The following is a 14,026-nucleotide window of genomic DNA, read 5'->3' on the forward strand; positions in this document are numbered from 1 at the left end:
ACGCCTCAGCCCTGCTCGGCCCGGCGCGCGGACACCTCGTGCACCAGCGCGACCACCCGGGTCAGCACGTCGGGGTCGGTCTCCGGCAGGACGCCGTGGCCGAGGTTGAACACGTGGCCGGGGGTGGCGCGGCCCTGCTCCAGGATCCGCCGGACCTCGGCCTCCACCACCGACCACGGGGCGAGCAGTACGGCCGGGTCCAGGTTGCCCTGCACCGCCCTCCCCTTGCCGATCCGCCGGGTGGCCACGTCCAGCGGGGTACGCCAGTCCACGCCGACCACGTCGGCGCCGGCCTCGCCCATCGCGCCGAGCAGCTCGGCGGTGCCCACCCCGAAGTGGATCCGGGGCAGGCCGGCGTCGGCCAGCCCGGTCAGCACGGCCGTCGAGTGCGGCAGCACGTAGCGGCGGTAGTCGGCCTCCGACAGCGCGCCGGCCCAGGAGTCGAAGAGCTGCACCGCGGAGACCCCGGCCTCGATCTGCACCCGCAGGAATGAGAGGGTCACCTCGGCGAGGCGGGCGCAGAGCGCGTGCCAGAGCTCCGGCTGGCCGTACATCAGGGCCTTGGTCCTGGCGTGGGTCCGCGACGGGCCGCCCTCGACCAGGTAGCTGGCGAGGGTGAACGGTGCGCCGGCGAACCCGATCAGCGGGGTCCCGCGCAGCTCGGCCACCAGCAGCCGGACCGCCTCGTCCACGTAGGACACGTCGTCGCGGGTGATCGGGCGGATCCGCTCGACGTCCTGGGCGGTACGCACCGGCTCGGCCACCACCGGTCCGGTGCCCGGCACGATGTCCAGGTCGACGCCGGCCGCGGCGACCGGAACCACGATGTCGCTGAACAGGATCGCGGCGTCGACCCCGTGCCGGCGGACCGGCTGGAGGGTGATCTCGGCGACCAGTTCGGGACGGCGGCAGGAGTCCAGCATCCCGACGTTGGCCCGGATCTCGCGGTACTCCGGCAGCGACCGGCCGGCCTGGCGCATGAACCAGACCGGGGTGTGCGGGACGGGCTCACGGCGGCAGGCCCGGACGAAGGGCGAGTCGGCCGGTCCGCCGGGGCGGGGTTCTCCGTCTCGGGCGGCAGTGCCCGTGGTGTCGGTGGTCATCGCGGCAATCGTGCCACGGACGGAAGCGACCCCAGCCGGCAGCGCCGCCTTTTGTGACCCGCGACCATCCGGGCCCGCCGGCCGGTCGCGATGGGGCGCGGGCCCGGGTGCGCCGGCGCTTCGGCGCGCCGTCCGGGCGGGCGGGCCGGCGGCGGCATAGGCTGCCGGTCATGGCCCCCCCGATCGCGCTCCCGGAGACCTTCGCCCGCGCGGTCGCCGGGCTACGGTCGGTGGCCCCCCGGGCGGAGATCGTGCTGGAGGAGGTCGGCGCCCCGCAGCGGCTCGCCCCGTACGCGTTCGCGCTCTCCGCCACCGTGCGGCGCGACGAGGACGAGGTGGCCACCGGGCGGCTGATCCTGCTGCACGAGCCGGCCGGGCACGAGGCGTGGCGGGGCACCCTGCGGCTGGTGACCTACGTCACCGCGGAGCTGGAGGTCGACCTGGCCGCCGACCCGCTGCTGCCCGGGGTGGGCTGGACCTGGCTGGTCGACGCCCTGGAGGCGCACGACGCGCGCTACCGGGCGGCCGGCGGCACGATCACCCAGACCATGTCGACCCGGTTCGGCGAGCTGGCCGGCCCGCCGGCCGTCGGGGACGTCGAGATCCGGGCGTCCTGGACGCCGCTCGGCGAGGACCTGGCCCCGCACCTGGAGGCCTGGTGCGGGCTGCTCGCCTCGACCGCGGGGCTGCCGCCGCCCGGGGTGACCGCGCTCTCCGAGCGCCGGTCTGCTGGCGCGGCCTGACCCCGGGCGGGAGATTCAGAGGTAGTTGTCGGCCTCGTCGCAGATCTTGTCCATGCCCTTGCTGGCCTTGTCGAAGGCGCTCTTGTTGCCGGCCGCCGCCGCGCCGAGCGCGGTGGTCAGCTTGTCCAGGCAGGTGGCGATGACCTTCTTCTGCCGGGCCTGCTCGTCACGGTCGTTGCGGGTGCCGGTGAGGTCCTGCTCGGTGTCCGCCAGCTTGTCCTGGGCACCCTGGAGGTCGACCCGGAGCTTCTCCAGCTCCCGGGTGTTGGCGGCGATCGTGCCGTCGCGCTCGCTCACCTGCCGGGACAGCCGCCGCTCGGTGCTGGTCAGCTCGCTGTTCTTGGTGACGAACAGGCCGGTCATCACGCCGCTGAGCACGAAGAGCAGCCCGGCCACGACGGCCAGGATCAGCACGGTGCGGCCCTTGCCGGCACCCGGGGCGGGCGCACCGTACGGCGGCACCGACCCGGGCGGGGGCGACATCGGCTGCCCGTAGGCCGGCCCCGACACCGGCGGGGCGGGCGCCGGGGCGTACTGGCCGGGAACGGGTACGGGGACTGGACCGCCCGGGTACGGCCCGTTCGGTGCCGGCGGGGCGGAGGCCGGGGGCTGGCCGCCGTAGACGGCACCCGCGGGCGGCTGCTGACCGGGCGCGGCCGGCGGCTGCGGCGGGTACGGCGGCCGGAAGCCGTCCGGCCCGGTCGGTGGCTGGGACATCTGTCTTCTTCCTCCAGGTAACTGGTACGGCGCGGGTGGCCGCGACGGACCGGGGATGATCGGGTCGATGGCCGACGCGGGGTCGGCGGGAGGCGGCCGCGAACGGCCGCGCGGAAGGGTGAGCGGTCAGCGACGCCGGCCGGAGCCCGACGCGGAGCTGGTCGGCCGGGCGGCCCGGGGCGCGGGTCAGCAGATCCGGAAGCCGTCGCAGGCGGTCCTGATCGGTACGGCGAGGCCGATGCCCTCGGCGTCGCGGGCCTTGGCCGTGGCGATGCCGACGACCTGTTTCGAGCCGTTGATCACCGGCCCGCCGGAGTTGCCCGGATTGATCGGGGCGTCGAACTGGATCACCTGTCCGGAGCCGTCCTCGTCCTTGCGGAAGGCGCTCACCACGCCGGTGGTCACGCTGTCCTCCAGCCCGAGCGGAGCGCCGACCACGACGATCTGCTGCCCGGACTTCACCGGGTCGGATGCGGTGGTCAGGCCGGTGAACCTGCCGGTGGTGCGCAGGTGGGCGACGTCGTTGTCCTTGTCGACCTTGACGATGGTGGCCGGGAAGCGCTGGTCGGTCCGCTCCAGGAAGACCTGCCGGCCGCCGCTCTCCCAGACCGACTCCACCACGTGGAAGTTCGTGAACAGGTTCGACCCGTTCCCGGCGGTGGGCTTGCCGACGACGAACGCGGTGCCGGTGAACTGGCCCGCCCGGACACGGAAGACGCTGGGCAGCACGGCGCCGGCGATCGCCTCCGGGTTGAAGGCGGCGCCGGCCTGCTTCTCCAGCACCTCGGCCCGCTTCTCCAGGCCGTCGAAGCGGGTCCCGGCACCGCCCTGGGCCGCCGCCAGCCGCCGGTCGGTGTCGGCGATCCGGTCGGCGAGCCGGCTGATCTGGTACGCCTGGACGCCGGTCACCGCCGCCAGCACGGCTGCGAGCACGAGCGCGGTCACCATGAGCCAGCGGCCGCGGTTCCCGGCCCGCGCGCCAGTCGGCGGGACCACGCCGGGATGGACGGGGCCGGAGGCCGGCGTGCCGGGGAGGACCATGCCGGGAACGGGTCCAGGCGTAACCGGAAGGGCCGGTGCCGGTCCACCCCACTGGCCGGCCTGCGGCGGCGGGGACCAGGTGGCGCGGGGGGCCGGGACGGGCGGCGGCGTGAAACCAGCACCCGGCGGGGTCTCCATGGTCGACTGCGCGACGCCGGGGTGGCCGGGAGCGGGTGACGCCGGTGGCCCGGCCGGCTGGGCGGGTGCGATCGGCGGCGGGTACGACGACGCCGGCGGCCAGGGCCGCTCGATCCGGGGTGCCAGCGGTCCGGGACGGCCGTCGCCGGCGGCGTCCGGCCCGGGTTCGCCGGCACCCTGCGCCGGCGGTCCGCCGCCCGGCCCGTACCCAGCCGCCATGATCGCCAAGCCCTCCCCGTAGCCGCTCCGAGCGCGTCACCTCGGGCACCTCGACCGGCGCGACACTCGATGGACCGTACCTGCGCGTACGGGGTTTGTCTCCCCCGTTGTCCGACCCTGCCGCGACACCTGCCGGCCGGTCCGCCGACACACGCCGGACCGGCTGCGCACGGCGGGTCGCGCGGCGCACTAGGGTTGTCAGGTGACCGACGAACCACCCCTGCGCCGTCGGGCCGCCGAAAGCCGTACGGGAGACGCCCAGCCCTCGGCCGCGCCGGAGCCGGAGGACGTGGGGACCGACCAGCCAGGCGGCGGCCCCGTGCCGCTGACCGCTCCCCGCGACGGCACGCCCCAGCCGGTGGCCACCCCGAGCGAACTCGACGAGGTCGTGGCCCGCTTCGCCGCGGGCGGCGGCCCGGTGGCCCTGGACGCCGAACGCGCCTCCGGCTACCGCTACAGCCAGCGCGCCTACCTCGTGCAGTTGCGCCGGGAGGGCGCCGGAACGGCGCTGATCGACCCGCTGCCGCTGCCCGACCTGACGGCGCTCGACGAGGCGATCGGCGGGGCGGAGTGGGTGCTGCACGCCGCCAGCCAGGACCTGGCCTGCCTGGCCGAGGTGGGGCTGCGCCCGCGCCGGCTGTTCGACACCGAGCTGGCCGCCCGGCTGGCCAACTTCGAGCGGGTCGGCCTGGCCGCCCTCACCGAGCAGCTGCTCGGCTACACGCTGGAGAAGCACCACTCGGCGGCCGACTGGTCCAGCCGGCCGCTGCCGGAGTCCTGGCTGACGTACGCCGCCCTGGACGTCGAGATGCTGGTCGACCTCCGCGACGCCCTGGACGAGGAGCTGACCCGGCAGGGCAAGTCGCAGTGGGCGGCGGAGGAGTTCGCCGCGCTGATCCGCAACGGCGCCCGCCCGCCCCGGGTACGCGCCGAGCCGTGGCGGCGCACCTCGGGCATCCACCGGGTACGCGGGGCGCGGGCCCAGGCCCGGGTCCGTTCCCTGTGGTACGCCCGGGACCAGATCGCCGCCCGGCGGGACGCCGCCCCGGGGCGGGTGCTGCCGGACTCGGCGATCGTCGCCGCGGCCGAGCTGGACCCGAAGGACGAGAAGACCCTGCTGACCCTGCCCGGGTTCGGTGGCCGTTCGGTCCGCCGGCTGGCCCGCACCTGGCTGGCGGCGCTGGACGACGCCCGGCAGCTGCCGGAGGACTCCCTGCCGGTCGCCCCGGTGGTCGAGGGTCCGCCCCCACCGCACCGCTGGGCGGAGCGGGACCCGGTGGCCGCCGGCCGGCTGGCCCGCTGCCGGGAGGTGGTGGTCCGGGTGGCCGGGGAGCACAACCTGCCTGCGGAGAACCTGATCGCTCCCGACTCCGTACGCCGCCTGGCCTGGCTGCCTCCGGAGGAGATCACCGAGGACACCGTCGCCGAGACCCTGCGCGGCTACGGCGCGAGAGAGTGGCAACTCACTCTCCTGGCCCCCGCCCTGACCCAGGCCCTCCCCACCCCCTGACCCACCCCGGGCCTCTTGTCGATCATGAGGTTGGCGGCATCCGCGGAGATCCACACCGCCGGCAACTTCATGATCAACGAAGGTATGCGGGTGTGGGGTTGGCCACACGGGGGGTGCTGTCGGGGTTGGTTACTGGCGAGTAGCATCCGGGGGGACATGCCCGTGTCGGCTAGGAGGCTCCAAGTGCCCCGTGAAGTTCGGGATGTCGTCTTCGTCGACGGCGTCCGCACCCCGTTCGGCAAGGCGGGTGGCATGTACGCCAACACCCGCGCCGACGACCTGGTGATCCGCTGCATCCGCGAGCTGCTGCGCCGTAACCCGCAGCTGCCGCCGGAGCGGGTCGAGGAGGTCGCCATCGCCGCCACGACCCAGATCGGCGACCAGGGCCTGACCATCGGCCGCACCGCCGCCCTGCTGGCCGGCCTGCCCAAGACCGTGCCCGGCTTCGCCATCGACCGGATGTGCGCCGGCGCGATGACCGCCGTCACCGCCGTCGCCGGGGGCATCGCCATGGGCGCGTACGACATCGCCATCGCCGGCGGCGTCGAGCACATGGGCCGGCACCCGATGGGCGAGGGCGTCGACCCCAACCCGCGGATCGTCGCGGAGCAGTTGGTCGACCCGTCCGCCCTGGTCATGGGCGCCACCGCGGAGAACCTGCACGACCGGGTCCCGCACATCACCAAGGAGCGCACCGACGCGTTCGCGCTCGCCTCGCAACAGAAGACCGCCAAGGCGTACGCCAACGGCAAGCTCCAGGACGACCTGGTGCCGGTCGCGATCCGCGACGCCGACGGCGGCTGGGGCCTGGCCACCACCGACGAGGCTCCCCGGGAGACCTCCCTGGAGAAGCTCGCCACCCTGAAGACCCCGTTCCGCCCGCACGGCAAGGTCACCGCGGGCAACGCGGCCGGCCTGAACGACGGCGCCACCGCCAGCCTGCTGGCCGCCGAGTCCACCGCCCGCGAGCTGGGCCTCCCGGTCGCCATGCGGCTGGTGTCGTACGGCTTCGTGGGCGTCGAGCCCGAGGTGATGGGCGTCGGCCCGATCCCCTCGACGGAGAAGGCGCTGCGCATCGCCGGCCTCACCATCGACGACATCGGCCTGTTCGAGCTGAACGAGGCGTTCGCCGTGCAGGTGCTCGCCTTCCTCGACCACTTCGGCATCGCCGACGACGATCCGCGGGTCAACCCGTGGGGTGGGGCGATCGCCGTCGGCCACCCGCTCGCCTCCTCGGGCGTACGGCTGATGACCCAGCTCGCCCGGCAGTTCGCCGAGCACCCCGAGGTCCGCTACGGCCTCACCGCCATGTGCATCGGCATCGGCATGGGCGGCACGGTCATCTGGGAGAACCCACACTGGACGGAGTCCAGCAAGCCGGCTCAGGGGGAGGGCAACAAGTGAGCGCGCTCGCCGCACCGAACGAGGTCGTCACCAGGGCGTTGCTGCGCGAGGTGAAGGTGCCGGGGCTGGACCGTCCCGCCGCCCTGATCACCCTGGACAACGGCTTCGACCACACCAGGCCGAACACCTTCGGCCCGGCCGGCCTGACCAGCCTGGACGAGGCGGTCACCGCCGCGTGCGCGGCGAACCCGGCGTTCATCGCGGTCACCGGCAAGCCGTACGTCTTCTGCGTCGGCGCCGACATCACCGGCCTGCCGCTGCTGGAGAACCGCGAGCAGGCGCTGGAGATCGGCCGGCTCGGCCACCGGGTCTTCGCCCGGCTCAAGGACAGCGAGATCCCGACCTTCGCCTTCGTCAACGGCGCGGCGATGGGCGGCGGCCTGGAACTGGCCCTGCACTGCCACTACCGGACCCTCTCCGGCGGCGCGGCGGCGCTGGCGCTGCCCGAGGTCTCCCTCGGCCTGGTGCCGGGCTGGGGCGGCACCCAGCTGCTGCCGAACCTGATCGGCATCCCGGCGGCGACCCAGGTGATCCTGCAGAACCCGCTGATGCAGAACAAGATGCTCAAGCCGAAGCAGGCCGCCGAGATGGGCATCGCCGACGTGCTGCTGGAGCCGGCCGACTTCCTGGAGCGGTCGCTGGAGTGGGCCGCCGGCGTCGTCCGGGGCGAGGTCACCGTGACCCGGCCCGAGGTCGACAAGGACCTGTGGGCGGGCGTGCTCTACTTCGCCCGGCAGACCCTCGACCAGCGGCTGCACGGCGCGGTCCCGGCCGCGTACCAGGCGCTGGACCTGCTGGAGACGGCCAAGGACGCCGACTTCGCGACCGGCACCGCCGCCGAGGACGAGGCCCTGGCCGACCTGGTCTTCTCCGAGGAGCTGCGCAGCGGCCTGTACGCCTTCGACCTGGTGCAGCGGCGGGCCAGGCGGCCGGCCGGCGCGCCGGACAAGAGCCTGGCCCGGCCGGTCACCAAGGTCGGCATCGTCGGCGCCGGCCTGATGGCCAGCCAGCTCGCCCTGCTCTTCGCCCGCCGCCTCCAGGTGCCGGTCGTGCTGACCGACCTGGACCAGTCCCGGGTGGACAAGGGTGTCGGCTACGTGCACACCCAGATCGAGAAGGCCGTCACCAGGGGCCGGATGGACAAGGGCACCGCCGCCAAGCTGTACGGCCTGGTCAGCGGCGCGCCAACCGCAGAGGCCTTCGCCGCGTCGACTCCGGGCCAGCTCACGTCGTTCGCTGACTGTGACTTCGTCATCGAGGCGGTCTTCGAGGACCTGAACGTCAAGAAGCAGGTCTGGGCCGAGCTGGAGAAGATCGTCAAGCCGGAGGCGGTGCTCGCCACCAACACCTCGTCGCTGTCGATCACCGCGATGGCCGCGGAGCTGGAGCACCCCGAGCGGGTCGTCGGCTTCCACTTCTTCAACCCGGTCGCGGTGCTGCCGCTGCTGGAGATCGTCCGGGGCGAACGGACCGACGACGCCACGCTGGCCACCGCGTTCGCGGTCGGCAAGCAGCTCAAGAAGTCCTCGGTGCTGGTCTCCGACGCCCCGGCGTTCGTGGTCAACCGGCTGCTCACCCGCTTCCTCGGCACCGTCTTCGCCGCCGTCGATGCGGGCACCCCGCTGGACGTGGCGAACGGCGCGCTGGACCCGCTGGGCCTGCCGATGCGCCCGCTCGCCCTGCTCCAGCTGGTCGGGCCGGCCGTGGCGTATCACGTGGGCGGCACCCTGCACGCGGCCTTCCCGGACCGGTTCGGGGTCAGCGAGAACCTCAAGCGGATCGCCGACTCCGGCCAGCCGATCGTGGTCGACGACCAGGTCAACTCCGACGTCGCCAAGCTGCTCGTGGTCGGCGACCAGCCGCTGACCGCCGAGCAGGTGCGCCAGAACGCGCTCGACGCGCTGGCGCAGGAGATCCGGCTGATGCTCGACGAGGGCGTCGTCGCCGAGGCGCAGGACATCGACCTGTGCATGATCCTCGGCGCCGGCTGGCCGTTCCACCTGGGCGGCGTCACGCCGTACCTGGACCGGACCGGCACCTCCGAGCGGGTCACCGGTCGGCGGTTCCTCCCGCGCGGGGTCGCCGGCCTGCGCGGCTGATCCCGTTCCGCTCCACCGCGATCGCGGTGGCCGGCACTCCCCGAGCGGGCGTCGCCGACCACCGCGATCGTCGTCTCCGGCGCCGGCGCACACCCGCGCGGGCGCCACGTGCCCGGCCGGGTCAGACTCGGACGGGGCAGCGCAGCCCGTCCGCGGCTCGCTACCATCCGCGTTGTCACCCTCGCCTGGAGCTGATGCATGTCCACACCGCCAGTCGACCCCTGGTCCGCGCAGCCGGAGCCCGGCTCCTACCCGCCCCCACACCAGCCGCCGCCGGGCACACCCCCGGGCGCCGGGCCGACCCAGGCCTGGCCCCACGTCCCGCAGCAGGGCGGTCACCCCGACGCCACGCAGGCGTACGGCGGTTTCCGGCCGGCTGACCCGCAGCCCACCCAGCCGTACCCCGCCTATCAGGCCGGGCACGCGGGGGTCCAGCCGCCGGCGCAGCCGGGCGGGTACCCGGGCGTGCCGCCGGACGGCTTCGCCGGCGCCCCGGCGTACGGCCTTCCGCCGGCCCCGCCGCCGGCGAAGAAGTCCCGGCTTGGCCTGATCCTGTCGCTGGTCCTCGCCGGGCTGCTGGTGCTCTGCGTGGGCGGGGGCGGTCTGGCCTACGTCGCCCTCTCCGGCGGCGACGCGGACCCGACGCCCAGCCCGACCCCCGGTGTCTCGCGCGCCGCCCCGACCACGTCGGCCCCGGAGCCGAGCCCGTCGGAGGAGGAGGTGGAGCCGGCCCCGGAGATCCGGCTGGTCACCCCGAAGACGCTGGCCGGCCGGTCGAGGAACACCGAGCCGCAGCTGCGCCGGATCGCCGACGAGATGGTCCGGGACATGAAGTCCGGGGTACGCAACGAGACCGGCGCGGTGGGCGCCTTCTACGGCAGCGCCGGCAAGCGGAACCTGGTCATGGTGGCCGGCGCCACCGGCCCGGTGCTCTTCCCCGAGAAGGAACTCGACGACGCGGTCAAGGGCCTGTCCACGTCGCTGGCCGTCAAGAAGATGTCGACGGTCGACCCGGGCCCGCTCGGCGGCGTGGCCAAGTGCGGCGCCGGCAAGAGCTCCGGCATCGCGCTCGGGGTCTGCACCTGGGCCGACGAGGGCAGTGTCGGCCTGATCGTGATGTTCTTCTCCTCCGCCGCCAAGGCGAAGGCCGAGTTCGCCACCATCCGGGGTCAGGTCGAGAAGCGCTCCTGAGGCAGAAAGCGCAGGTCGCGGTGGTCGGACGCCCGGCACGGGCGGCATCGGCCACCGCGACCGTCGCATCCGGACCGCCGGCCGTGCCCGGTGCGACGGGGCAGCGGGTCGCCCGGTGAGCTGGCTAGGATCACCCGTCCTGACCTGACGATCTGGAGTTGACCTCATGTCGCAGCCGCCGGCAAATCCCTATCCTCCACAGCCGGAGGGCGGCGCGCCCTACGGTTCGTACCCGCCGCCCCAGCAGCCGGGCGGCTACCCGCCGCCGCAGCAGTCCGGCGGTTACCCGCCGCCGCAGCAGCCGGGCGCCTTCCCGGCACAGGCCGGCCAGCCGTACGGCGACCCGGGCCTGCCGCCGGCCCCGAAGAAGTCCAACGTCGGCAAGATCGTGCTGATCTCGCTCGCCGTGGTGCTGGTGCTCTGCCTGGGCGGCGGCGCGATCGCGTTGTTCGCGGTCAAGGACGAGGTCAAGGACACCGTCGACGCCACCAAGACCCGGGTGGTCGCCCCGGCGACGCTCGCCGGCCGGGCCAAGTCCACCGACCCGGCCCTGCTCAACGGCGCCAAGCAGCTGGAGACGGAGCTGAACAAGTCCCTCCCGGACGCCACCAGCACCGCCGGCGCGTTCTACGGCACCGCGACCAAGAAGAACCTGGTGATGATCGCGGCCGCTTCCGGGCTGAACGCCAACCCGTCCAAGACGCTGGACGACACCATCAAGGGCGCGGGCCAGAGCGACGTGCAGCTCGGCGAGATGAAGACCGTCGACGCCGGGCCGCTCGGCGGGGAGGCCAAGTGCGGCGACGCCGAGGCCGCCGACGTGCCGCTCGGGGTCTGCGTGTGGAGCGACAAGGGCAGCCTCGGCATGATCATCATCTACTTCAAGTCGGGTGACGAGGCCGCCGCCGAACTGGCCACCATACGCGGGCAGATCGAGCAGAAGTCCTGACCCGTACGACCTGACCGGGGCCCCGTCCACCGAGGTGGACGGGGCCCCGTCGGCTCAGCCGGCCGTGGCGGCCCGCTCGGCGGCGCTGCGCAGCACGCAGAACTCGTTGCCCTCCGGGTCGGCCAGCACCACCCAGCCGGACCCGTCCGGCCGGCGCTGGTCGGCGACCTGGACCGCGCCGATGCCGAGCAGGCGCTGCACCTCCTCGTCCCGGGTCCGGTCGGTGGGCTCGATGTCGAGGTGCAGGCGGTTCTTCACCACCTTCTCGTCCGGCACGGCCAGGAAGAGCACCTCCGGCCCGCCCGGCGGCAGCAGCATGGCTTCCGGGTCACCGGGGAAGTCGTCCGGCTGGCGGGGGCACTCGAAGACCTGGGCCCAGAAGCCGGCCAGGGCGTACGTGTCGCGGCAGTCGATGCCGATGTTGTGGATCCGTGCACTCACGGTGTTCCTCCGCAATGGGTGGACGCGCCCCGGGTGCGTGGGATGTCAGCGGTGACCGGGGTGGGGCGCGGCAATGGTCGTGATGGACATCTGCGCACCCCCTCTCGCCCGTCGAGCTGACGCGACGATCTTGCCATCCCGGCCCGGCACCGGCAACCCCGTTCAGCCCAGCAGCGCGCCGATCACCGCCAGGGTGCCCATCGAGCAGGCGGTGGTCACCACCACCGTCTCCCGGGCCACCGCCTCGGCCCGGCCGTACTCGCGGGCGAAGAGGTAGGTGTTCTGCGCGGTGGGCAGCGCGGCGCAGACCACCAGGGCCAGCAGGTCCGCCCCCGTGACGCCGACGACCCGGCCGACCGACCAGGCGACCACCGGCTGGACCAGCAGCTTCAGGCCGGAGAGCAGCGCCACCTCGGCGGCCCCGCCGCCGACACGCGACGCGCCACCGGTGTCCGGGGCGTCGCCGCTGTCCGGGACACGGGCGCCCGGCCCGGCGCCGGGGTGCGGTCCGTCGCCCGGGCCCGGCCCCGCGCCGGGGTGCGGCCCGTCGCCGGCACGCGCCCCGCCGGTGAGCGAGAGCCCGAGCGCGACCAGCGCGGTCGGCACGGCGGCGGCGCCGAGCAGGGCGAGCGGCGCGCCGACCACGTCCGGCGGCCGCCAGTGCAGGGCCGCGCATGCGGCGCCGAGGGCCGGCCCCGCGATCACCGGGTTGCGCAGCGGCAGGGTCAGCAGCCGCACAGGCCGCCACTCCCGCCCGGCGGACCGGTCCAGCAGGACCAGGATCACCGGGGTGACCACCAGCACCTGGAAGAGCAGCACCCCGGTGAGGAAGGTGGCGTCGCCCAGGACCTGGAGCGCCACCGGGATGCCGAGGTTGGCCGAGTTGACGTACCCCGCCGCCATCGCCCCGATCGTCGCCTCGCCGCCCCTGCGGCGGCGTCCCATCGCGCACACGCCGAACGCCAGCGCCATGACGGCGGCGGTGCTCGCCGCGAAGGCGCCGAGGGCGGGCGGGTGCACGTCCAGCCGGGTCCGGGACAGCGCGGTGAAGAGCGCGGCGGGCATCGCCAGGTGGAAGACGAAGCCGCCGAGCACCCGCTCGGCCTCCCCGCCCAGCAGCCGGCGCCGTCCGGTCACCCAGCCGAGCCCGGTGAGCACCCAGATCGGTACGAAGGCGGCGAGCACCCGGGCAGCGTACGGGCGGCGGGCCCGGCCGCCGTCACCGCCTCCGGTGCGGCTCGGAGCGGACGGCCGACGCGACGGCGCCGGGGCGGGCCGCGGTCAGCGACCCTCGGCGTCGGCGGCCGGCAGCGCCACGGTCACCTCCAGGCCGCCGCCGGAGCGGGCGAGCACCGTCACGGTGCCGCCGTGCGCCTCGCAGACCGCCCGGACGATGGAGAGCCCCAGCCCGGAGCCCCGTGCGCCGGTCCGCTCCCGCCCGCCCCGCCGGAACGGCTCGAACAGCCCCGGCACGTCGGCCTGGTCCACCTCGAACCCGGTGTTCCCCACCACCAGCCGGGAGGTCCGCCCGTCGGTCTCGGTGCACACCCAGAGCCGGCCGTGCAGGTGGTTGTAGCGGACCGCGTTCTCGATCAGGTTGCCGGCCAGCCGGTCCAGCAGCCCGGGGTCGCCGACCACCGGGGCCTGCCGCAGCGAGGTCTGCACCCGCAGCCCGATCCGCTCCACCTCCCGGGCCATCGCCGACAGGGCGTTGGCCGTACCGGTGGCGAGGTCGCACTCGGTGCGGCGGGCCAGCCGCCGGCCGGTCTGCGCCTCGCTGCGGGCCAGCACCAGCAGCGCGTCCACCAGTCCGTTGGCCCGCTCCGAGGCGTCGCGCACCACGGTGGCCATCCGGCGGTACTCGGCGGCGTCCGCCTCGTCGTCGCTGAGCGTCACGTCGATCTCGGTACGCATCACCGCCAGCGGCGTGCGCAGCTCGTGGGAGGCGTTGGCCACGAAGCGTTTCTGCGACTCGAACGCGCCCGCTATCCGGTCCAACATCGCGTCGAACGTGCGGGCCAGCTCGGCCACCTCGTCGTCCGCCCCGGACCAGCCGATCCGCTGGTCGAGGGTGGCCTCGCCGAGCCGCTGCGCGGTGGCGGTGACCTGGTGCAACGGGCGCAGCGCCCGGCCGGCCACCAGGTACGCCCCGGCCACCCCGACCACGCTGATCGCCAGCAGCGCGACGAGACCCTTGACGAGCAGTTCCTGCGAGGCGGCGTCGACCAACTGGCGCTGCCAGACGGCGGCGTCCAGCGACCTGCCGTCGGCCAGCAGCACGGTGGTGCCGGGCCGCAGCTCGTCGCTCGGGCGCAGCGCGTCGCGGACCAGCAGCCAGGCCAGCACCACCAGGATCGCCCCGGCGCCGACCAGCAGCACCCCGTTCAGCAGGGTCAGCCGCAGCCGCAGGGTGGGACGCAGCCGCCGGGTCACGCCGCCACCTCAGTTCGCGACTGCGGGGCTCGCAAACC

At 74.6% G+C, this 14,026-nt stretch carries 12 protein-coding genes; 6 read left to right on the forward strand and 6 right to left on the reverse strand.

Translation table 11 applies throughout. The annotated features are described in order from the left end of the window. Window positions 1-5: 5 nt before the first annotated feature. The gene (gene hemE / locus AB0I41_RS16185) at window positions 6-1,103 is read right to left on the reverse strand and encodes a uroporphyrinogen decarboxylase (protein WP_357107474.1); all 1,098 of its coding nucleotides are present in this window, start codon (window positions 1,101-1,103) and stop codon (window positions 6-8) included. A gap of 170 nt (window positions 1,104-1,273) precedes the next feature. Here hemE and AB0I41_RS16190 point away from each other — a divergent pair, with 170 nt between their 5' ends. Then, window positions 1,274-1,846 (forward strand): DUF3000 domain-containing protein, encoded by a 573-nt coding sequence (locus AB0I41_RS16190; RefSeq protein ID WP_357107476.1) that lies wholly within the window; start codon window positions 1,274-1,276, stop codon window positions 1,844-1,846. 15 nt (window positions 1,847-1,861) lie between these two features. Here the strand turns inward: AB0I41_RS16190 and AB0I41_RS16195 are convergent, their stop codons facing one another. Both AB0I41_RS16195 and AB0I41_RS16200 read right to left on the reverse strand, forming a co-directional pair. After that, window positions 1,862-2,563 (reverse strand): hypothetical protein, encoded by a 702-nt coding sequence (locus AB0I41_RS16195; protein WP_357107479.1) that lies wholly within the window; start codon window positions 2,561-2,563, stop codon window positions 1,862-1,864. A 186-nt stretch (window positions 2,564-2,749) separates the two neighbouring features. Next, on the reverse strand, window positions 2,750-3,961 hold the full coding sequence (locus AB0I41_RS16200; RefSeq protein WP_357107482.1) for a trypsin-like peptidase domain-containing protein: 1,212 nt from the start codon (window positions 3,959-3,961) through the stop codon (window positions 2,750-2,752). Window positions 3,962-4,163: 202 nt separating this feature from the next. Here AB0I41_RS16200 and AB0I41_RS16205 point away from each other — a divergent pair, with 202 nt between their 5' ends. The 5 genes from AB0I41_RS16205 to AB0I41_RS16225 all read left to right on the forward strand — a co-directional run bounded on the left by AB0I41_RS16205 (window position 4,164) and on the right by AB0I41_RS16225 (window position 11,114). After that, entirely contained in the window at window positions 4,164-5,471 is a 1,308-nt protein-coding gene (locus AB0I41_RS16205; RefSeq protein ID WP_357107484.1) for a ribonuclease D, read from the forward strand. Between the two features lie 183 nt (window positions 5,472-5,654). After that, window positions 5,655-6,875: an acetyl-CoA C-acyltransferase gene (locus AB0I41_RS16210; protein ID WP_357107487.1), complete on the forward strand. Its 1,221-nt coding sequence runs from the start codon at window positions 5,655-5,657 to the stop codon at window positions 6,873-6,875. Next, a complete protein-coding gene (locus AB0I41_RS16215; RefSeq protein ID WP_357107490.1) occupies window positions 6,872-8,974 on the forward strand; it encodes a 3-hydroxyacyl-CoA dehydrogenase NAD-binding domain-containing protein in 2,103 nt (700 codons plus the stop codon). Before AB0I41_RS16210 ends, AB0I41_RS16215 begins: the two co-directional genes overlap by 4 nt. A gap of 198 nt (window positions 8,975-9,172) precedes the next feature. Further along, window positions 9,173-10,165, forward strand: coding sequence for a hypothetical protein (locus AB0I41_RS16220; protein ID WP_357107493.1), 993 nt, complete (start codon window positions 9,173-9,175; stop codon window positions 10,163-10,165). Window positions 10,166-10,331: 166 nt separating this feature from the next. Next, window positions 10,332-11,114: a hypothetical protein gene (locus AB0I41_RS16225; protein ID WP_357107496.1), complete on the forward strand. Its 783-nt coding sequence runs from the start codon at window positions 10,332-10,334 to the stop codon at window positions 11,112-11,114. A 54-nt stretch (window positions 11,115-11,168) separates the two neighbouring features. Here AB0I41_RS16225 and AB0I41_RS16230 read toward each other — a convergent pair whose 3' ends face one another. The 3 genes from AB0I41_RS16230 to AB0I41_RS16240 form a co-directional block, all read right to left on the reverse strand. Further along, entirely contained in the window at window positions 11,169-11,555 is a 387-nt protein-coding gene (locus AB0I41_RS16230; protein ID WP_357107499.1) for a VOC family protein, read from the reverse strand. A gap of 162 nt (window positions 11,556-11,717) precedes the next feature. Continuing rightward, entirely contained in the window at window positions 11,718-12,740 is a 1,023-nt protein-coding gene (locus AB0I41_RS16235) for an AEC family transporter (protein WP_357107503.1), read from the reverse strand. 96 nt (window positions 12,741-12,836) lie between these two features. Next, entirely contained in the window at window positions 12,837-13,988 is a 1,152-nt protein-coding gene (locus AB0I41_RS16240) for a HAMP domain-containing sensor histidine kinase (RefSeq protein ID WP_357107506.1), read from the reverse strand. Between the last annotated feature and the right edge of the window lie 38 nt (window positions 13,989-14,026).

Source organism: Micromonospora sp. NPDC050200 (assembly GCF_040656135.1).
Taxonomy (GTDB): domain Bacteria; phylum Actinomycetota; class Actinomycetes; order Mycobacteriales; family Micromonosporaceae; genus Micromonospora.

Excerpts from the sequence above, each read along its gene's own strand:
- AB0I41_RS16225 (WP_357107496.1), top strand. The coding sequence starts at position 10,332 with ATGTCGCAGCCGCCGGCAAATCCCTATCCTCCACAGCCGGAGGGCGGC.
- hemE (WP_357107474.1), bottom strand. The coding sequence starts at position 1,103 with ATGACCACCGACACCACGGGCACTGCCGCCCGAGACGGAGAACCCCGC.
- AB0I41_RS16195 (WP_357107479.1), bottom strand. The coding sequence starts at position 2,563 with ATGTCCCAGCCACCGACCGGGCCGGACGGCTTCCGGCCGCCGTACCCG.
- AB0I41_RS16220 (WP_357107493.1), top strand. The coding sequence starts at position 9,173 with ATGTCCACACCGCCAGTCGACCCCTGGTCCGCGCAGCCGGAGCCCGGC.
- AB0I41_RS16200 (WP_357107482.1), bottom strand. The coding sequence starts at position 3,961 with ATGGCGGCTGGGTACGGGCCGGGCGGCGGACCGCCGGCGCAGGGTGCC.
- AB0I41_RS16190 (WP_357107476.1), top strand. The coding sequence starts at position 1,274 with ATGGCCCCCCCGATCGCGCTCCCGGAGACCTTCGCCCGCGCGGTCGCC.